Source organism: Melissospora conviva (assembly GCF_049523535.1).
Taxonomy (GTDB): Bacteria; Actinomycetota; Actinomycetes; order Mycobacteriales; family Micromonosporaceae; genus Melissospora; species Melissospora conviva.
In genome coordinates this window covers 406,747-425,993 of the sequence record NZ_JBLLDT010000003.1, presented here as the reverse complement: position 1 = coordinate 425,993, position 19,247 = coordinate 406,747, and the positions used below count along the sequence as shown (strand labels likewise).

Here is a 19,247-nt window from a genome sequence, read left to right as displayed (position 1 = left end):
GGGCCGGCCGTACGCACGGCCGGCCCGGACCACCCCGTACTGGTGCCGCAGACGCGCCGGGCAGAATGCCGAGCGTGTCCGACATCGCCAGCGACTTCGTCCGGCTGCACGCCACGCTCGCCCCGGTGCCGTTCGTGCCAGAGGTGCGGCTGCACCAGGCCGACGAGCCGATCGGGCTCTGGGAGCTGACCGAGGGCGAGTTCCGCAGTGACCAGCCGCCGCCGTTCTGGGCGTTCGCCTGGGCCGGCGGTCAGGCCCTGGCCCGTTACGTGCTCGACCACCCCGAGGTCGTCCGCGGCCGGCGGGTGCTGGATCTCGCCGCCGGCTCCGGGCTGGTGGCGATCGCGGCGATGCGGGCCGGGGCGACCTCGGTACGCGCCGTCGAAGTCGACGAGCGCGCGGTGGCGGCGATACTCCTCAACGCCGAGGCCAACGGCGTACCCGTCGACGCCGAGCTGGCCGACCTGCTCGACGGCGACGCCGGCGACGCGGAGGTGGTGCTGGCCGGGGACGTCTTCTACAGCGACGCGATGGCCCGGCGGATGCTCCGTTTCCAGCTGCGGGCGGCGCGCGCCGGTGCGCGGGTGCTGGTGGGCGACCCGGGCCGGGCCTTCCTGCCCCGCGAGCGCTTCCGGGAACTCGCCGTCTATGAGGTCCCCGTGCCACCGGCCCTGGAGAGCGTCACGGTGAAGCAGACCACCGTCTGGGAGCTGAACCCCGGCCGTCCCGGCGCGGCCGGTTAGCGTCGCGGCGTGCTCTTCCGCAGCTGGGAGCCGGCCCTGCTCGACGACCCGTGGCCGGCGGTCGCCACCGTCGCCGACCATGTGGGCGTACCGCATCTGGTGGTGACCCGGCACGCGCTGGTGCGCCAGGTCCTCACCGACGCGGTGACGTTCCGGCCGGAGAACGCCCTGGACGCGGTGACGCCGATGCCGGTGGCGGCGCTGCGGATCCTGGCCCGGCACCGGTTCCGGCTGCCGCCCACCCTGGCCAACAACGGCGGGGCGAGCCATCCGCAGATCCGGGCGATCGTCGCGGCGGCGCTGCACCCTTCCCGGGTGGAAGCCCAGCGGCCGTGGCTGACCGGGCTGGTGCGGGAGCGGGTCGCCGCGCTCACCGCCGAACTGGACGCGGGCGCAAGCGCGGACCTTTACGCCGGGCTCGCCGCGGACCTGCCGCTGCTGGTGCTGGCCCGGCTGGTGGAGCTTCCCGACGCCCCGGTGAGCGCGGTCAAGGACTTCGCCCGGGCCGCGCTGGAGCTCTTCTGGGCGCCGCTGGACGCCGAACGGCAGCTCGTCCTCGCCGCCGAGGTGGGGCGCTTCCACGAGGTGCTGCGGGAGTTCGCGGCCACCGGCGGCGGGCTCGCCGCCGACCTGCGGGCCGCCGGCCACGGCCCCGACACGGTCGTCGGGGCGCTCTTCTTCCTGCTGGTGGCCGGGCAGGAGACCACCTCACAGTTCCTCACCCTGCTGCTGCACCGGCTCACCCGGGAGCCGGCCGTGCTGGCAGGGCTCCGGGACGGCAGCGTCGCGGTCGCCGACGTGGTCGAGGAGGGGCTGCGGCTGGAACCGCCGATCGTCACCTGGCGGCGGGTTGCCGCCGTCGACACCACCCTCGACGGCACAGCCGTGCCGGCGGGCACGAGCATCGTGCTCTGGCTGGCCCGGGCCGGCCGCGATCCGGCCATCGTGGACACCCCGACCGGGCTGGTCCCTCAGGAGGCCGGCCCCGGTTCGCCGGAGGAGTTCCGGCCCGGCCGGCGTGGATCGCGGCGGCACCTGGCCTTCGGGGCCGGGCCGCACCGCTGCCTCGGTGATCAGCTCGCCCGGATGGAGGCGGCCGTCGTCGTCGCCGAGACGGCGCCGCTGCTGACCGGGGCGACGGTGGTCCGCCCGCCCTGGTGCCCGGACAACCTCACCTTCCGGATGCCGGACGCCTTCGTCATCCGCCGCGGCTGAAAGCGGGAGCGGGCACTGACGCAAGTGGGGGGTGACGTTGCCGTTCGTGCGCAGCCACGGGCCACGAGTCAAGTGTTTCGGTCGGGGCGCGGTCAGGCAGGGATGCCCAAGCGACTCAGCTGATCTCCTCGGCCCAGGCGCGCCAGTCGTCGAGCACCCCGTAGAGCTCCGGGGTGAGCCAGCCGGGCGCGGAGCGGCGGAAGACCCCACCGTCCATGTCACCCGCGCCCTCCGGCAGCACACCGAGCAGGTTCGGCACCATTTCGCTGAGGTTGAACCAGTGCACCAGCTCCGCCTGGGCGGGCCAGCTGCCGAGTACCACCCCGGCGGGGATCTCCCGCCGTCGCAGCGCCTCCAGGGTCAGCGCGGTGTGGTTGAGCGTGCCGAGCCCGGGACGGGCCACGACGACGGCGGGGGCCCCGAGCGCCACCGCCAGGTCGGCACAGGTCCAGACCTCCCCGGCGGGGCGCAACCCCATCGGCACCAGCAGTCCGCCCGCCCCTTCGATCAGGACCAGGTCGTGCGTGTCGGCTTCGGCGCGTACGGCGTCGGCGACGCTGTCGAAGTCCAGTGCCGGCAGCTCGGCCACCCGGGCCGCGGCGAGCGGGGCGAGCGGGTCGGGATAGGTCACCAGCGTCCGGGCGGTGTGCGGGGTGGCGAGCCGGGCGATGGTCTCCACGTCGGTCGGTTCGCCGGTGGCTGTGCCGGTCTGGCCGGGTTTGACGACGGCGACCTTGAGTCCGGCGGTCTGGGCGGCGGCGACGATCGCGGCGGTGGTGATGGTCTTGCCGACTCCGGTGTCGGTGCCGGTGACCAGCACCAGCCCCTGCCACGGGCTCACGGCCGGCACTCCACGATCATGTCGAGGGCCCGCTCGAAGTCGGCGCGGGGCACGCCGGCGTTGATCGTCAGGCGCAGCCGGGAGCGGGGGTCCGGTGTGGAGGGCGGCCGGAAGCAACCGACGGCGACCCCGCGGTCGAGGCAGTCGGCTGCCCAGGCGACCGCGGCCTCCGGGCCGGGCGCGGTCGCGGAGACCACCCCGCCCCGGGGGGTGCAGACCGCCAGGCCGGCCGCGCGCAGCCGGGTCGTGGCGGTCGCCGCCCGGTCGGCCAGTTCGGCGCGCAGATCGTCGCCGTCGCGGGCCAGCCGGGTCGCGGCGAGCACCCCGGCGGCCACCGCCGGCGGCAGGGCGGTGTCGAAGATGAAGGTGCGGCCGGTCTCCACGAGGTGCCGGATGAACTCCGCCGGTCCGGCGACGAGACCGCCCGCCCCGCCCAGGGACTTCGACAGCGTCGCGGTGACGATGACGTCGGGGGCGCCGGCGAGCCCGGCCTCGGCGACCGCGCCGGCGCCGGCGGGGCCGCTGACGCCGAGCGCGTGCGCCTCGTCGACGAGGAGCAGCGCACCGTGGCGGCGGGTCAAGGCGTGCAGCTCGGCCAGGGGTGCGAGGTCACCGTCGACCGAGAAGATCGACTCGGTGACGACCACGGCGTCCCGGCCCGGCGCCGCGGCGAGGGCGGCCTCGACGGCGGCGACGTCGTTGTGAGGTGTCACCACCGTCTGGGCGCCGGAGATGCGGCAGCCGTCGATCAGCGATGCGTGATTGTGCGCGTCGGAGACGAGCAGGGTGTTGGCGCGCACCAGCGCCCGGACGGCGGCGAGGTTGGCCAGGTACCCGGAGGAGAAGACCAGCGCCCCGGCCGTCCCGGTCCAGTCGGCGAGTTGCCGCTCCAGCTCCCGGTGGGCGTCGGTGGAGCCGCGGACCAGACGGGAGCCGGTGGCCCCCAGCCCGTACGCGGTCAGCGCGTCGGCCGCCGCGGCGGTGACCGCCGGGTGGCGGGCCAGGCCGAGGTAGTCGTTGCCGGCGAGGTCGATCACCTCGTCGGCGGGGCCACGGGGACGCAGCCGGCGGGTCAGTCCGGCCTTGGCCCGCCGCTGGGCGCTGCGGTCCAGCGCCGCCAGCCACTCTGCCGTCACGTCCCCACCTTTCGGCGGACCGCCGCCGGCCCCGGCGGACCGGCCCGCTCCGCCGGGCGAAATTACCACCCGGTCGCCGTCTTGATCCGTCGGCCGTCGTGCCGGGCCGTACCGGTGCGGATCTGGAACAGCGTTGCCGGGCCATTCCCGACAGGGGCGAGGTTTTGTAGGGTACGGGCCATGTCAGAGATCCTCGACCGGGCTCGTACCCAGGTCCTCGAAGGCGGTGTCGGCCTCGACGAGGCCGGAATCCTCGCCGTGCTCAACCTGCCCGACGAGCACCTGCCCGCCGCCCTTCAGCTCGCCCACGAGGTACGGATGCGCTGGTGCGGCCCGGAGGTCGAGGTCGAGGGAATCATTTCGCTCAAGACCGGCGGCTGCCCCGAGGACTGCCACTTCTGCTCCCAGTCGGGGCTGTTCACCTCGCCGGTGCGCTCGGTCTGGCTGGACATCCCGTCGCTGGTGGAGGCGGCCAAGCAGACGGCCGCGACCGGTGCGACGGAGTTCTGCATCGTGGCGGCGGTCCGCGGCCCGGACGCCCGGCTGATGAAGCAGATGCGTGAGGGTGTCGCCGCCATCAAGGCCGAGGTCGACATCCAGGTCGCCGCCTCACTCGGCATGCTCAGCCAGGAGCAGGTCGACGAGCTGGTCGAGATGGGCGTGCACCGCTACAACCACAACCTGGAGACCTGCAAGTCGCACTTCCCGAAGGTGGTCACCACGCACTCCTGGGAGGAGCGCTGGGAGACGCTGCGGATGGTGCGCGAGTCCGGCATGGAGGTCTGCTGCGGCGGCATCCTCGGCCTCGGCGAGACGATCGAACAGCGGGCCGAGTTCGCCGCGCAGCTGGCCGAGCTGGACCCGCACGAGGTGCCGCTGAACTTCCTCAACCCCCGCCCCGGTACGCCGCTCGGCGACCAGCCGGTGGTCGAGGGCAAGGACGCCCTGCGCGCCATCGCCGCCTTCCGCCTGGCCATGCCGCGCACGATCCTGCGGTACGCCGGTGGCCGCGAGCTGACCCTCGGTGACCTGGGCACCCGCGACGGGCTGCTCGGCGGCATCAACGCCGTCATCGTCGGCAACTACCTGACCACCCTGGGCCGGCCGGCCGACTCGGACCTCGCGCTGCTGGAGGACCTGAAGATGCCGGTCAAGGCCCTCTCGGCGACGCTCTGAGCCGATGACCAACTGGTGTGACCGCTGCGGTGAGGCGCTGACGGAGGGATCGCACGAGACGTGCGCGGCGGCGCGGCTTCTCGAGCCGCCGCGCTACTGCGCGCAGTGCCGTCGCCGAATGAAGGTACAGGTGCTACCGGTCGGCTGGGCCGCGATCTGCGTCGAGCACGGCGAGATTCGGGGCTGAACGCGTCGGCGGATCACGATGAGCGGTGACCATCAGCTGACCCGACCTGCTCCACGACGATCGGCCGCCGGACACCACCCGGCGGCCGATTCGTTTGCGGCAGCCGATTCGGCGAACGATCCGAAGAACGCCTGACGTCACCGCGGAAGTGACGCATGTCATTTACGACTGCCAATTCCCCACTCCATAGCACCCTCCGCCACCAGCGCAAACGCACTGAAGCCCGCTTCCCGTACCGTACGTTCGTCGTCCTGATATACGAACGTACGGTTGCCGGCCGTAAACGCAGCGTGCAGATTTCGCCGCACATCAGCGGTGCCATCGACGTCGCCGCTCCCCTGGAGATTCCGAGGAGACTGCGATGGCTCTACGACCAGCCGAGACAACCGCCTGGGCCGACACCCTGAACCGCGCCCGGACCGCCGCACCGGAGGCCTTCGACACCGCAGGTGACCTGGTAACCCTGCGCAACCTCGTCCAGGGCCAGTGGCGCTCCGGTGGCACGCCCGGCGCGGTCCGCACGCCGGTCGACCAGAGCCTGCTCGTGCACCTGCCCCGGCTGGACGCCGACGCCGCCGGTCAGGCCGTGGCCCACGCCGCCGCCGCGCACCGGGAGTGGGCCGCCACCCCGCTCGCCGAACGCAAGGCGCGGGTCACCGCCGCGCTTGACGAGCTCACCGTCCACCGGGACCTGCTGGCCCTGCTGCTGCTCTGGGAGATCGGCAAGCCGTGGCGGCTGGCCTGCGCCGACGTGGACCGGGCCCTGGACGGGGTGCGCTGGTACGTCGCCGAGATCGACCGGATGCTCGCCGACGGGCGCGAACCCCTGCCGGGACCGGTCAGCAACATCGCCTCGTGGAACTACCCGATGTCGGTGCTGGTCCACGCCGAGCTGGTGCAGCTGCTCGCCGGCAACGCGGTGATCGCCAAGACCCCGTCGCAGGGCGGAGCGGTCTGCCTGACGGTGGCGCACGCGGTGATGCACCGCGCCGGCCTGCCCGCCACCCTCCTCTCCGGCAGCGGCGAGGAGCTCTCCGAGGTGCTGGTGCGCGCCCCCGAGATCGGCGCGGTCGCCTTCGTCGGTGGCCGCTCCAACGGCGGCAAGGTCGCCGCCGCGCTGCTCGACTCCGACAAGCGGCACTTCATCGAGCAGGAAGGCCTCAACGCCTGGGGCATCTGGAACTTCTCCCAGTGGGACACCCTCGCCGCCCACCTCAAGAAGGGCTTCGAGTACGGCAAGCAGCGCTGCACCGCGTACCCGCGTTTCGTCGTGCAGCGCGACCTGGTCGACGAGTTCCTCGACATGTACCTGCCGGTGGTGCGCTCGGTCCGCTTCGGGCACCCGCTCGCCGTCGACGAGGACTGGCGTCCCGGTGACCCGTTGCCGGAGCTGGACTTCGGACCGCTGATCAGCGCCGCCAAGGCCGACGAGCTGCGCCGCAAGGTCGACGAGGCGGTACGCGGCGGCGCGGTGCCGCTCTACCGCGGCAAGCTCGACGGCGCGCCGTTCCTCGACGGGCAGGACACCTCCGCCTACGTCGCGCCCTCGGTGCTGCTCGCCCCGCCCGGCCACTCCCGGCTGATGCACGCCGAACCGTTCGGGCCGGTCGACACGATCGTCGTTGTCGACACCACCGAGGAGCTGCTGGCGGCGATGAACGCCTCCAACGGAGCGCTCGTCGCCAGCCTCGCCTGCGACGACACCGAGCAGGCAGAGAAGCTCGCGGTCGATCTGCAGGCGTTCAAGGTCGGCATCAACAAGCCGCGCTCGCGGGGCGACCGGGACGAACCCTTCGGTGGCCGCGGCGCCTCCTGGAAGGGCGCCTTCGTCGGCGGTGACCTGCTGGTGCAGGCGGTGACCACCGGCGGCGACGGGCGCCTCTACGGCAACTTCCCGGATTACAGCAGCTACCCGGCCACCTGACCCCGACGCCGGTGCTGCCGGGCCGGGCACGACATTGTGCCCGGCCCGGCACCCGGCCATCCGGTACGCGCCCGGATGGATCCGGCCGGCGCACCATGGCGCCGGCGGTCTCAAGTCAGAGCTGCGCCGGGGTACCGGCCAGCGGCACCGTCACGGTGACCATCGCGGCGTCGCGCTCCAGCGGTGCCGCGGGGTGCAGCCGGCGCAGGGTGCGCAGCATCGGCGTGTTCTCGGCGCCGGTGTGCAGCACCAGCGCGGCGTAGCCGATCCGCTCGCCGTGGCGGCCGAGACGGCGCAGCAGCCCCGTTGCCAGGCCGCGGCGCTGCCAGTCGTCCTGGACCAGCAGGGCCCCTTCGGCCTGTTCGCCCTCGCCGATCAGGTTCGCCATCGCCACCACCCGCTCGTCGCGGCCGGCCCCGGTCACCGCGAGCAGGGTCAGCCCGTAGCCGGGATCGATGAGGCGGCCCAGGCGTCCCGGGGCGGGGGTACCGGAGCCGTGGTAGCGCCGGCGCAGACTCTGCGCGGAGCAGGAGGCGTGCAGCTCCAGCACGGCCGGCAGGTCGGCGGCCACCGCCTGGCGTACCTCGACCTCGGCGCCGTCGGGGAGCAGCAGGGTGACCCGCTCGGTCTCCTGGCGCGTCACCGTCGCCGCCACCTCGACCAGTGCCTGGGCGCGGGCGTACTCGGCGGGGGTGAAGGTCGGGGCGGACCGGCGCAGCACGAACGACCCGCCGGAGGGGTCGGCGACGGCGAGGGCGCCGGTGCCGACGCCCGAACGCGGCGGGGCCGGCGCCGGCTGCCAGGTGACAGTTTCGGTGCCGAGCAGCTCGCCGAGCGCGGCGCCGAGGGCGTCGGGCTCCCGCACCAGCCGGGCGGCCTGTGCCAGCGCCCAGGTGGGCTGGTCGACAAGCCCGCGGACCTCGGTACGCGCGACCCAGCAGTCCCGCCCCCGCCCCTTCTCCACGGCGGCGATCAGCTCGTCGGCCGTGATGGTGTCCGGGGCGACGACGAGGAAGTCGTCGACCGCGCCGGCCTCGGTGGTGTGCACCTGGACCGCGAGGATGTTCACGCCGCTCAGCGCGAGGCCGGCGGTGAGGACGGAGAGATATCCGGGACGGTCGTCGACCGTCGCCCGGATGCGCCAGAGGGACATCGGCACTCCTTTCGCGCCGGCGGGCGTGGGCAGTGGTTCCCGCCGGATCAGGAGGTGGCGGTGACCGCGGGCGCGGCCACCAGGTCGAGGCGGTCACCGAGGATCACCGCGGCGGCGCGGACCAGCTGCGCGAGCCGGTCGACCTCGGTGGCGTGGAACTCGGCGGGGACGAGCTTGTCGGCGTCGGCGCGGGAGGCGAGCAGCACCAGGCCGGCCCGGCCGAAGGGCGCCACGGCGCAGCGGTTCGCGTCCGGGCCGGTGAGCGCGCGGGCGCGCAGCGGCGTCACCTCGGGAAGCCGGCACGGGGTGGGCGTACGCCAGCTGCTGGCGACGATGGTGGCGCCGTCGCCGCCGACTCCGCGGCGGGCCGCCCAGTCCGTCGGCACGGTCGCCGCCGCGGCCCAGTCGGCCGCCATCAGCGCCGGTACCGCGTCGACCAGGATGGCGATCCCCTCGGCCGGATTCGCGGCGATCTGGGCCAGCAGTTCGGCGTCCTGTCCCCCGGTGTTCGGGGTGCCGATCGCCCGCCAGATGCCGTCGACCCGGACCCCGGGGATGGCCCCCAGGCCGGCGAGCAGCCGCTCGACGCGGGCGGCGCCGGGCCAGACCACGGTGAAGTCGTCGACCGCCCGTCCACCGAAGCGCTCCAGCACGGTCACCTGGACGATGTCGGCGCCGGCGACGCCGAGGGTGCGCGCGACCTGGCCGAGGGTTCCCGGGCGGTCGGGCAGGGTCACCCGGACTCTGAGCAGCATGTGGTGCGTTCCTCCCGTACGCGGTCGGCGCCCCGCCGCCGAACTCGGATCCCAGCCTGCCGGGCCGGCGTTTCGCCGGGGTTGCCGTGCCGTGTCCCCGGTGGGAACATCGCTCTTGACTTTGCACGCTCAGTGCAATCAACTGCTTGGATGAACGAACCGGCCGTCGCCCACCTCCGGCCGGGGCCCGACCCGGTCTCCCCCGTTGGCCTCGACCTACACCACCTGGGCGCGCATCTGCGCACGCACTGCCCGCCGCTGGCGGGCGCCCCGCTGTCGGCGACCCTCATCGCCGGCGGGAAGTCCAACCTGACGTACCTGCTCGACGCCGGGGACCGCGAGCTGGTGCTGCGCCGGCCGCCCCTGGGGCACGTGCTCGCCACCGCGCACGACATGGCCCGGGAGTTCCGGGTCATCTCGGCGCTGGCGCCGACCGCGGTCCCGGTCCCCGAGCCGGTGCTCTTCTGCGCCGACCCCGAGGTCATCGGTGCGCCGTTCTATCTCATGGAACGGGTCCGGGGCAGCGTCTACCGCCGCCGCGAGCAGACCGACGCGCTCTCCCCGCAGCAGCGCCGGGAGCTGGCGATGGCGATGATGGAGACGCTGGCGACCCTGCACACCATCGACCCGGCCGAGGTCGGACTGGCCGACTTCGGACGGCCGGAGGGCTTCCTGGCCCGGCAGGTGCGCCGGTGGAGCGGGCAGCTCGACCGTTCCCGCAGCCGCGACCTGCCCGGCATCGACCAGCTGCGCGACCGGCTCGCCGCCACCGTTCCCACCGACACCGGGCCGGGGCGGATCGTGCACGGCGACTACCGGCTGGACAATCTGCTCACCCTCGTCGACCCGGTGCGGGTCTGCGCGGTGCTCGACTGGGAGATGGCGACGCTGGGCGACCCGCTGGCCGACCTGGGACTGCTGCTGACGTACTGGGACGTGCTGGGCGGCGAGGAGGCGGCCGCCGGCAACCCGGTCGCCGACGGTCTCGGCCCGCACGCCGGTTTCCCGGCCGGCGCCGATCTGATCGAGCGGTACGCGACCCGCAGCGGCATCGACGTCGGCCCGCTGCACTGGCACATCGCGCTCGGCTGTTTCAAGCTCGCGGTCATCTGCGAGGGCATCCACTACCGCCACACGCTCGGGCAGACGCTCGGCGAGGGCTTCGACCGGATCGGCGACATGGTGGCACCGCTGGTCGCACACGGCCTCACCGCTGCCGGGGAGAGATGATGGATTTCAGCTTCGACGCCCGTACCGAAGAGCTCCGCGCGACGCTGGAGGAGTTCCTGGTCGACCGGGTCTACCCGGCCGAACCGCTCTACGCCGCCCACGGCGAACCGTGGAGCCGGCCGCCGGTCATGGCCGAGCTGCGGGCCGAGGCGCGCAAGCGCGGCCTGTGGAACCTCTTCCTGCCGGACCCGCGCCACGGCGCCGGGCTGACCAACCTCCAGTACGCCCCGCTGGCCGAGCTGACCGGCCGCAGTCCGCAAATCGCACCCGAGGCGCTCAACTGCAACGCGCCCGACACCGGCAACATGGAGCTGCTGGCCGAGTTCGGCTCCGCCGAGCAGCAGGAGCGCTGGCTGCGGCCACTGCTCGAAGGCGAGATCCACTCGGCGTTCTGCATGACCGAGCCGGAGGTCGCCTCCTCCGACGCCGGCAACATCGCCACCCGCATCGAACGCGACGGTGACGAGTACGTGATCAACGGGCGCAAGTGGTGGTCGACCGGGGCGATGGACCCGACCTGCGAGATCTTCATCGTGATGGGCAAGACCGATCCGGAGGCCGACCGGCACCGCCGCCAGAGCATGGTGCTGGTGCCCCGCGACACCCCCGGCGTCACCGTCGTACGCGGGATGACCGTCTTCGGCTACACCGACGGCGGGCACGGCGGGCACGCCGAGGTCGAGTTCCGGGACGTACGGGTGCCGGTGGGCAACCTGATCGGCGAGCAGGGCGGCGGTTTCGCCATCGCCCAGGCCCGGCTCGGGCCAGGGCGCATCCACCACTGCATGCGACTGATCGGGATGGCCGAGCGCGCCCTGGAACTGCTCTGCCGCCGCGCCCAGAACCGGGTGGCGTTCGGGCGGCCGCTGGCCGACCAGGGTGTGGTGCGCGACTGGATCGCCGAGTCCCGGGTCCGCATCGAGCAGGCCCGGCTGCTGGTGCTCAAGACCGCCTGGCTGATGGACACCGTCGGCAACAAGGGCGCCCACAGCGAGATCCAGGCCATCAAGATCGTCACTCCGGCGATGACCGAATGGGTCATCGACAAGGCGATCCAGGCGCACGGCGGCGCGGGCGTCAGCCAGGACACCCCGCTGGCCTCGCTCTGGAGCGCGGCACGCTCGCTGCGGCTCGCCGACGGCCCCGACGAGGTGCACCGCGCCTCGCTGGCCCGCCGCGAACTGCGCCGCTACGCCACCGCCTGATCCAGGTCCCTGCACGAGGCCCCCGCCCCGAGCCGGCCGCTCACCGCCGCCGGCCGGGGCGGACGGCCTCGTCGCCGACGGGGAGTTCGTTCGCCGCTTGCCCTGTGGGATCAGGCGCCGCGCGCCCCGCGCAATCAGGCGGAGTCGCGCACCACCATCGCGGTGGGCAGCAGGATGTACGGCGCGGCGAGCTCCTCGCCGCGGATGCGGGCGATGAGCAGCTGCGCCATCTGCCGCCCCATCTCCTCCACCGGCTGGAAGACCGTGGTCAGCGCCGGCTCGGCCTGCCGCCCGATCGGCGCGTCGTCGAAGCCGACAACGGCGACGTCCTCGGGCACCCGCCGGCCCGCCTCGCGCAGCGCGCGCAGCGCGCCGAAGGCCATCAGGTCCGAGGCGATGAAGACCCCGTCCAGGTCCGGCTGGGCGGCGAGCAGCTCCCGCATGCGGGCCTGCCCGCTCTCCTCACTGAAGTCGCCGTGGGCGATCAGGCCGGGATTGACGGCGACACCACGGGCCCGCATCGCGTCCCGGTAGCCGGCGAGCCGGGCCAGCCCCGCCCCCATGTCCTGCGGTCCGGCGATGGTCGCCACCCGGCGGCACCCGCGGTCGAAGAGGTACTCCACGGCCTGCCGGGCACCGTCGGCGTTGTCGACGTCGACGAAGTGCGCGGGCTGCGCCCCCGGGCGCAGCATCCGGGCGGGCCGGCCACCGAGCACCGTCGGCAGGTCCCGCTCGGCCAGCAGCGTCGGCAGCGGATCGTCGTCGTGCAGCGAGAGCAGCAGCACGCCGTCGATGTGCTGGCTGGTGAGGTGGTGCTCCACCCGTTCCCGTTCGGCCGCCGACTGGGCCATCGCCAGCCAGAGCTGGATCGGGGTGGGCAGCAGCGCCGAGTTGATGCCGCGCACGATGCCGGCGAAGAACGGCTCGGTGAAGATCCGGTCCTGCGACTCGGAGACGACCAGCGCGATCGAGTCGGTCCGCCGGGTGACCAGCGCCCGGGCGGCCCGGTTGGGGACGTAACCGAGTTCGCTGATCGCCCGCTCGACAGCCTCCCGTGCCTGCCGGCTGACCTGGGGAGAGCCGTTGACGACCCGGGAGACTGTCCCGCGTCCGACGCCCGCGTGCGCCGCGACGGCGTCCAGGGTCGGACGACCGGGTGAACGGCTGTGCTGGCTGGTCATCGTCTGCTCCTCGGGATCGGTGTGGCGCGCCGTGACCGCCGGGGACGGCGCGGCCACACCGGGTTGTGGCTCGACCGACCCTATTGTGCGGGCAGTCCGTTGCGGCGGATGACCTCCGCGTACCACTTCGCACTGGCCTTCGGGATGCGGCGCTGGCTGTCGTAGTCGACGTGAATCATGCCGAACCGCCGGGTGTAGCCCCAGGCCCACTCGAAATTGTCCAGCAGCGACCAGGCGAAGTACCCCTGCAGCGGCACCCCGGCGCTGATCGCCGCGTGCGCCGCCCGCAGGTGCTCGTCGAAGTAGGCGAGCCGCTGCGGGTCGTCGACCCGGCCGTCGACGACAGTGTCGGTGAAGGCGGCGCCGTTCTCGGTGACGTAGAGCGGCAGCTCCGGGTAGTCGCGGTGGACCCGGGTGAGGATCTCGACCAGGCCTGCCCCGTCGATCTCCCAGCCCATGTCGGTGACAGGCAGCCCACGGTTGACGAAACGGACCTTCTCGCTGCCCGGCCAGGTCGACGGCGGCCGCCAGTACCCCTGCGCCGGCGCCTGCGGATCCGGTCCGGCCACCACGTGGCGGCTGTAGTAGTTGATGCCGAGCATGTCCAGCGGGGTGGAGATGGTCGCGAGGTCGCCGTCGCGGACGTGCGCCATGTCGCTGACCGGCCGGAGGTCCTCGACCAGGTCGGCCGGGTACTCGCCGCGCAGGATCGGGTCCAGGAAGAACCGGTTCGCCAGCCCGTCGATGCGCCGGGCGGCGTCGACGTCGGCGGGCGCGGAGGTCTGCGGGCTGACCGGGTAGAGGTTCACCGTCACCCCCACCTCGGCCTGCCCGCCGGCGGCGCGCAGCGCCTGGGTCGCCAGCCCGTGGCCGAGCAACAGGTGGTGCCCGGCCCGTACCGCCGATGCCGCCTCGGTGCGGCCGGGGGCGTGGGTGCCCGAGCCGTACCCGAGGAAGGCCGAGCACCAGGGCTCGTTGAGGGTGGTCCAGTGCCGTACCCGGTCGCCGAGGGCGGCGTGGGCCACGGTGGCGTACTCGGCGAAACGCTCGGCGGTGTCGCGCAGCGGCCAGCCGCCGGCGTCCTCCAGCTCCTGCGGCAGGTCCCAGTGGTAGAGCGTCACCCACGGCACGATGTCGTGGGCGAGCAGCTCGTCGACGAGGCGCTGGTAGAAGTCCACGCCGGCCGGGTTGACCGGTCCGCTGCCGCCGGGCTGGATACGCGACCAGGACAGCGAGAACCGGTACGACTTGAGCCCGAGGTCGGCCATCAGCCGGACGTCCTCGCGGAAGCGGTGGTAGTGGTCGCAGGCCACATCACCGGTGTGCCCTTCGACGACCCGTCCCGGCGTGTGGCTGAAGGTGTCCCAGATGGAGGGAGTGCGACCGTCGACGGCCGCCGCCCCCTCGATCTGGTAGGCGGCGGTCGCCGCGCCCCAGAGGAATCCGGGCGGGAAGCTCAACGCGCTGCTGCGGTCGATCGCATCCAGGGTCGGGGTACTGATGTTGGTCACGACTTCACAGCGCCTTCCATGATTCCGCCGATGATCTGGCGGCCGAACAACACGAAAACGAGCAGGAGGGGAAGGGTGGCCAGCGCCGTACCCGCGAAGAGCACGGCGTAGTCCTGAGAGTAGACACCGGCGGAGAGGATCTTCAATGAGTACTGCACGGTGGGGGTGTTCGGGGTGAGCACCACGAAGGGCCAGAGGAACTCGTTCCAGGTCTGCATGAAGGTCAGCAGGCCGAGGATGCCGATCGCCGGACGCAGCGCCGGCAGCACGATGTTCCAGTAGACCCGCCAGGTCGAGCAGCCGTCGATGCGGGCTGCCTCGATCAGTTCGTCGCTGATCGCCGAGGCGGCGTACTGGCGCATCATGAAGACGCCGAAGCCCTGCACCATGAAGGGGACGATCACCGCCTGGAGGGTGCCGGCCCACTGCAGCTGCACCATCATCAGATAGAGCGGGATGATGCCGAGCTGCGTCGGGACCATCATCGTCAGGACGATCCCCAGCAACAGCCCTTCACGACCCCGGAACCGCAGCTTGGCGAAGGCGAAGCCGGCCAGGGTGGAGGTGAAGAGCACCGAGATCGTCACCACGGCCGAGACCACGAAGGAGTTCGCCAGGCCGTAGAGGAAGGCGGCGTCCTCGTTGGCGAGCATCCGGGAGACGTTGTCCAGCAGCTGCGAACCGGGCACCGGCGGCATCTCGTAGACGGCGCTGCTGTCCTTCGAGGCGATGATGAACGACCAGACGATCGGGAAGATCGAGAGCACGATGCCGATGATCAGCGCGAGGTAGGTCAGCGGGCTGGCTTCCCAGAGCCCGGTGCCGGGGCGACGCCGGCGGCGGGCCGCCGCGGGAGCGGCGGAGGCCGGCACCGGGGTGGTCTGCAAGGTCGTCACTTCGCGTCCCCCTTCACGGAGCGGCGGACCATCAGGAAGTTGACCAGCGCGAAGACGATGATCATCAGGAAGAGCAGCCAGGACATCGCCGCGCCGTAGCCGTAGCGGAAGCTTCCCGTGAAGGTCTGCTCGTAGATGTACATCGCCAATGTCTGGAACTCGTTGTTCGCGCCGCCGCGGGGCTGGCCGTAGCCGTACATCAGCGGTTCGGTGAAGAGCTGGAGCCCGCCGATCGTCGAGATGATGATCGTGAAGAGGATGGTGGGGCGGATCAGCGGCACGGTGATCTGCCAGAACTGCCGCCAGCGCGACGCGCCGTCCAGCGAGGCCGACTCGTAGAGGTCCTTCGGGATGGCCTGCATCGCGCCGAGGTAGATCAGCGCGTTGTAGCCGGTCCAACGCCAGTCCACCATGAACGCCACCGCGAACCAGGAGGCGTAGCGGCTGTCACGCCAGGCGGGCGGGTCGACGCCCACGGCTTCCAGCAGCCAGCTCGCCAGGCCGTACCGGTCGGCGAAGATCATCCCGAAGATGATTCCGACGGCCGCGACCGAGGTGATGTTGGGGATGAGGATGCCCATCCGGATAGCGGTACGGGCGCGCATCGTGCGGTTGAGCAGGTTCGCCAGCATCAAGGCCAACAGCAGCTGCGGCACGGTGCTGACCAGGAACATGCCGACGGTGTTGTAGGTGGCGTTCCAGAACTGCGCGTCGGCCAGCACCGCCTGGTAGTTGGCCAGCCCGGCGAACTCCTTGGTGCCGGCCAGCAGGTCGTAGTCGAAGAGGGAGACGTAGACCGTGTAGACGATCGGGAAGAAGCCGAAGATCGCGAACAGGGCGAAGAAGGGCGCGATGTAGAGGTACGGCGAGTACCGCATGTCCAGGCCTGCGAGCCGGTAGCGGCGGGCGGGGCCGGGAGCGCGGCGCGGGGCGGGCGGAGCGGGCGCGGCCGGGTCGACCAGGGATGTCATGGTGGGGTCCTCTCGCAGGACGAGCGGTGGGCGACCTCGGCGGTGGCGCCCGCCCCCGGCTCGGGGTACGGGCGCCACCGCCACCCCACTCAGGCGGGGTACGGCAGCCGGAGCTCGACTCAGGCGGTTGCCTTTTTGCCTTCGGCGACGGCCTTGTTCCAGGCGTCCTCAGGCTTGGCGGATCCCCGCTCGACGGCCTGCATCTGCGGCTCGAAGATGCCCTCCCAGAGCTGCTGGTGCTTCGGGCCGAGGTAGGTCGGCTTCATCTCCTTGACGCTGTCGCCGAAGATCTTGCCGACCGGCGCGCCGCTGAAATACTCGCTGGTCTTGTCGGCGAAGAGCGGGTCGGCGAGACCGTCCAGGCTGGACGGCATCGCGCCGGTCTGCTCGAACGCCGCCAGGTGCCCCTCCTTGCTGGTGAGGTACTTCATCAGCTTGAAGGCGGCCTTCTTCTTGGTGCTCTGCTCCGGGATGCCCAGGTAGGAGCCGCCCCAGTTGCCGCTGCCGCCGGGGATGGTGGCCACGTCCCACTTGCCGGCGTTGGCCGGTCCGGACTTGGGGGCGATGTTGCCCTCGGTCATCCAGGCGGGGCAGGGGATGGTGGCGAAGGCGGAGTTCTTGAAGGCGGCGTCCCAGTCGGCGCTCCAGCGCTGGGTCTTGGCGGTGAGCCCTTCGGCGGCCATCTTCAGCCCCAGGTCCCACGCCTGGCGCACCGCCGGGTTGGTGTCGCCGATGAAGTTGTTCTGCTTGTCGACGAAGAAGGTCTCGGAGTTCTGCATGACGTAGGGCTGGACGATGCCGGTGGCGCTGTCCAGCCAGGCCGCCTTGACGCCGCTGGCCTTGAACTTGCGCCCGGCCGCGAGGTAGTCGTCCCAGCTGCCGGAGACCAGCTTGGAGACCTCGTCGCGGTCGGTGGGCAGGCCGGCCTCGGCGAAGAGGTCCTTGCGGTAGCAGAGCGCCAGGCCGCCGACGTCGGTGCCGAGGCCGATGAGCTTGCTGCCGTCGGCGGTCAGCGCGTTGTTCCACTTCCACTCGGGGAAGTTGCCCTTGAGGTCGGCGGCGCCGAGGTCGAGCAGGTTGGCGAACTTGTCGGAGTTCTGCACGTACTGAAGCAGCACGCCCTCCTCGAGCCCGACGACGTCACCGGCACCGTTGCCCGCGGTCAGCCACTGCACCAGCTTGGGCTGGAAGTCGCGCAGCTCGCCCATCTTCTGGTGGTCGACCTTGATGTCCTTGTTGGCAGCCTCGAAGTCCTTGATCGCTTCGTCGTAGCCGAAGTTGCCGAAGGTCTGCAGGACGACGGTGACCACACCGTCGGCGTCGGCGCCTCCGCCGGTGTCCTTGCTGCATGCCGCGCCGCCGGCGACCAGACCGGCGGCGAGGGCGATCGCGGTGAATCCGCGTACGCCTCGTCTGGTAACGCGCATCGTGACCCCTCTCAGGTCGTGATGTGGGTGGTGGTGGGGGTGGAGCGGTTGTCGCGACGGGGACACGTCGCAAGGCCGGGGGGCCGTGCGGCGGCCTCGTCCAGCTGGCCCGTCGGACGGGTGGTGCGGGATGCGCTGTGACAGGTGGAGCGACGCCCGGGAGCGTTCCCATGAGATTGCCGCCGCAGACGAGAGGCCGTCAATACGTTCGTGGGAGCGATCCCATTTCGTTACCGGAACGAGACACGGAACACATCCGGCGGCCGTGCTCACCCAGCGGCCACCGCCGGCGCTGGTTAGGCTGACGGGCATGATCTGCCAGGCCTGCCGGGAGAAGCGGCACGACGAGTGCCAGGGTCGCGAGTGGTGCGACTGCCAACACCGCCACCCCGAGCCGACCCCGCCGGCCACCGGCCGGCCGGGCGAATGAGCGCCCCGATGCCGCTACGGCGGCTCGACGACGGCGGCACGGCGGTCCTGGACAACGCCGCGCTCACCGCGCTCTACCCCCGTACGCCCGCACCGCACCTGCGGATGAACTTCGTGACCAGCCTGGACGGCGCCGTCACCCTCGACGGCTACTCCGAGGGTCTCTCCGGCGAGCCCGACAAGCGGGTCTTCGGCATCATGCGCAAGGTCTGCGACGCACTGGTCGTCGGCGCCGGCACCCTGCGCCACGAGGGCTACCGGGCGGTGCGCCTGGACGAGGAGCGCCGGGCCTGGCGCCGGGAGAACGGCGTCGCCGAGTACCCCGTGCTGGTCGTGGTCTCCCGCACCCTCAAGCTCGACCCGGCCGCCGCGGTCTTCGCCGAAGCACCGGTGCGTCCGGTCGTCCTCACCCACCGCGACGCCGAGGCCCCCGACGGCCTCGACGCCGTCGCCGACGTGCTGCGCCACGGTGACGGCGAGGTCGACCTCGCCGCCGGGCTCGCCGCCCTGCACGAACGCGGCCTGACCCAGCTGCTCTGCGAGGGGGGCCCGCACCTGTTCGGCAGCCTCACCGAAGCCGACCTGGTCGACGAGCTGTGCCTGACCATCTCACCGCTGCTGGCCGGTCCCGACGCGGGCCGGATCATCGCCGGGCCGGTCGGCCCACCGCGGCCGATGCGGCTGGCCCACGTCCTCGCCGCCGATGACGGCACCCTGCTGCTGCGCCACACCCGGTCCTGACGGTGCACCCGCCCGGTAACGCCTCCCACCATCCCCGCCGGGTCCTGCGACGCGGCCGGAAATGTCACAGGGGACGGGCAGAATACAGGGCATACGGCGGTGAACACCGGCGTCGATCCACCCTTCCCCGGAGGTAGCAACCGATGCTCGACCACGTCTCCATCCAGGTCGACGACCTGCCGGCCAGCACGGCCTTCTACGACGCCGTCCTGGCCCCGCTCGGCTTCCGCCGGGTGATGGAGAGCCCGGGCGGGATCGCCTACGGCCAGGACCACCCCTCGTTCTGGGTCGGCCCGACCTACGCCCCCGGCCCCGGCCGGGAGCTGCACCTGGCCTTCGTCGCGCCCGACCGCGCCGCGGTGCGGGCCTTCCAGGAGGCCGCGCAGGCGGCCGGCGCCGAGGTGCTGCACCCGGCGCGCCTGTGGCCGGAGTACCACCCGACCTACTACGGCGCGTTCGTGCGCGACCCGGACGGCAACAACGTCGAGGCGGTCTGCCACCGACCGGGTTGAGCCGTCACCGACGT

18 protein-coding genes are annotated in these 19,247 nt (G+C 72.4%); 9 read left to right on the top strand and 9 right to left on the bottom strand.

Annotated elements, in window-relative coordinates:
• Positions 1 to 74 precede the first annotated feature (74 nt).
• Positions 75 to 743, top strand: coding sequence for a class I SAM-dependent methyltransferase (locus ACK8GG_RS11360; protein WP_440350179.1), 669 nt, complete (start codon positions 75 to 77; stop codon positions 741 to 743).
• Between the two features lie 9 nt (positions 744 to 752).
• On the top strand, positions 753 to 1,958 hold the full coding sequence (locus ACK8GG_RS11355; RefSeq protein WP_440356253.1) for a cytochrome P450: 1,206 nt from the start codon (positions 753 to 755) through the stop codon (positions 1,956 to 1,958).
• Between the two features lie 115 nt (positions 1,959 to 2,073).
• On the opposite strand, the gene bioD is transcribed toward ACK8GG_RS11355, so the two are convergent.
• Positions 2,074 to 2,778, bottom strand: coding sequence for a dethiobiotin synthase (gene bioD / locus ACK8GG_RS11350; protein ID WP_440356276.1), 705 nt, complete (start codon positions 2,776 to 2,778; stop codon positions 2,074 to 2,076).
• Positions 2,779 to 2,795: 17 nt separating this feature from the next.
• Positions 2,796 to 3,935, bottom strand: coding sequence for an 8-amino-7-oxononanoate synthase (locus tag ACK8GG_RS11345; protein ID WP_440356252.1), 1,140 nt, complete (start codon positions 3,933 to 3,935; stop codon positions 2,796 to 2,798).
• Between the two features lie 180 nt (positions 3,936 to 4,115).
• On the opposite strand from ACK8GG_RS11345, the gene bioB reads away from it, so the two are divergent.
• From bioB to ACK8GG_RS11330, 3 genes are all read left to right on the top strand, one after another.
• The gene (gene bioB / locus ACK8GG_RS11340) at positions 4,116 to 5,111 is read left to right on the top strand and encodes a biotin synthase BioB (protein ID WP_440350176.1); all 996 of its coding nucleotides are present in this window, start codon (positions 4,116 to 4,118) and stop codon (positions 5,109 to 5,111) included.
• A 4-nt stretch (positions 5,112 to 5,115) separates the two neighbouring features.
• Entirely contained in the window at positions 5,116 to 5,298 is a 183-nt protein-coding gene (bsaP, locus tag ACK8GG_RS11335) for a biotin synthase auxiliary protein BsaP (RefSeq protein ID WP_440353591.1), read from the top strand.
• A gap of 361 nt (positions 5,299 to 5,659) precedes the next feature.
• Positions 5,660 to 7,222 carry an aldehyde dehydrogenase family protein gene (locus tag ACK8GG_RS11330; RefSeq protein WP_440356251.1) on the top strand — a complete coding sequence of 521 codons (1,563 nt, stop codon included), beginning with the start codon at positions 5,660 to 5,662 and terminating at the stop codon, positions 7,220 to 7,222.
• A gap of 115 nt (positions 7,223 to 7,337) precedes the next feature.
• On the opposite strand, the gene ACK8GG_RS11325 is transcribed toward ACK8GG_RS11330, so the two are convergent.
• Together ACK8GG_RS11325 and ACK8GG_RS11320 are read right to left on the bottom strand one after the other, a co-directional pair.
• Positions 7,338 to 8,375: a GNAT family N-acetyltransferase gene (locus tag ACK8GG_RS11325; protein WP_440356250.1), complete on the bottom strand. Its 1,038-nt coding sequence runs from the start codon at positions 8,373 to 8,375 to the stop codon at positions 7,338 to 7,340.
• Positions 8,376 to 8,422: 47 nt separating this feature from the next.
• Positions 8,423 to 9,130, bottom strand: a complete 708-nt coding sequence (locus tag ACK8GG_RS11320; RefSeq protein ID WP_440356249.1) for an ACT domain-containing protein — start codon at positions 9,128 to 9,130, stop codon at positions 8,423 to 8,425.
• A 150-nt stretch (positions 9,131 to 9,280) separates the two neighbouring features.
• Here ACK8GG_RS11320 and ACK8GG_RS11315 point away from each other — a divergent pair, with 150 nt between their 5' ends.
• Positions 9,281 to 10,360, top strand: coding sequence for a phosphotransferase family protein (locus tag ACK8GG_RS11315; RefSeq protein WP_440356248.1), 1,080 nt, complete (start codon positions 9,281 to 9,283; stop codon positions 10,358 to 10,360).
• Complete coding sequence (locus ACK8GG_RS11310; protein ID WP_440350169.1) at positions 10,360 to 11,565, top strand: acyl-CoA dehydrogenase family protein; 1,206 nt, start codon at positions 10,360 to 10,362, stop codon at positions 11,563 to 11,565. Before ACK8GG_RS11315 ends, ACK8GG_RS11310 begins: the two co-directional genes overlap by 1 nt.
• Before the next feature lie 134 nt (positions 11,566 to 11,699).
• On the opposite strand, the gene ACK8GG_RS11305 is transcribed toward ACK8GG_RS11310, so the two are convergent.
• The 5 genes from ACK8GG_RS11305 to ACK8GG_RS11285 all read right to left on the bottom strand — a co-directional run bounded on the left by ACK8GG_RS11305 (position 11,700) and on the right by ACK8GG_RS11285 (position 17,551).
• On the bottom strand, positions 11,700 to 12,746 hold the full coding sequence (locus tag ACK8GG_RS11305) for a LacI family DNA-binding transcriptional regulator (RefSeq protein ID WP_440353586.1): 1,047 nt from the start codon (positions 12,744 to 12,746) through the stop codon (positions 11,700 to 11,702).
• 80 nt (positions 12,747 to 12,826) lie between these two features.
• A complete protein-coding gene (locus ACK8GG_RS11300; RefSeq protein ID WP_440353585.1) occupies positions 12,827 to 14,257 on the bottom strand; it encodes a GH1 family beta-glucosidase in 1,431 nt (476 codons plus the stop codon).
• The gene (locus ACK8GG_RS11295; protein WP_440356275.1) at positions 14,254 to 15,129 is read right to left on the bottom strand and encodes a carbohydrate ABC transporter permease; all 876 of its coding nucleotides are present in this window, start codon (positions 15,127 to 15,129) and stop codon (positions 14,254 to 14,256) included. The genes ACK8GG_RS11300 and ACK8GG_RS11295 overlap by 4 nt, the downstream gene beginning before the upstream one ends.
• Positions 15,130 to 15,149: 20 nt before the next feature.
• Positions 15,150 to 16,124, bottom strand: a complete 975-nt coding sequence (locus ACK8GG_RS11290) for a carbohydrate ABC transporter permease (RefSeq protein WP_440350166.1) — start codon at positions 16,122 to 16,124, stop codon at positions 15,150 to 15,152.
• A 119-nt stretch (positions 16,125 to 16,243) separates the two neighbouring features.
• Positions 16,244 to 17,551: an ABC transporter substrate-binding protein gene (locus ACK8GG_RS11285; protein ID WP_440356247.1), complete on the bottom strand. Its 1,308-nt coding sequence runs from the start codon at positions 17,549 to 17,551 to the stop codon at positions 16,244 to 16,246.
• A 426-nt stretch (positions 17,552 to 17,977) separates the two neighbouring features.
• On the opposite strand from ACK8GG_RS11285, the gene ACK8GG_RS11280 reads away from it, so the two are divergent.
• Together ACK8GG_RS11280 and ACK8GG_RS11275 are read left to right on the top strand one after the other, a co-directional pair.
• Positions 17,978 to 18,721 (top strand): pyrimidine reductase family protein, encoded by a 744-nt coding sequence (locus ACK8GG_RS11280; protein WP_440356246.1) that lies wholly within the window; start codon positions 17,978 to 17,980, stop codon positions 18,719 to 18,721.
• Between the two features lie 143 nt (positions 18,722 to 18,864).
• A complete protein-coding gene (locus tag ACK8GG_RS11275) occupies positions 18,865 to 19,233 on the top strand; it encodes a VOC family protein (RefSeq protein WP_440353581.1) in 369 nt (122 codons plus the stop codon).
• The last annotated feature ends 14 nt before the right edge of the window (positions 19,234 to 19,247 follow it).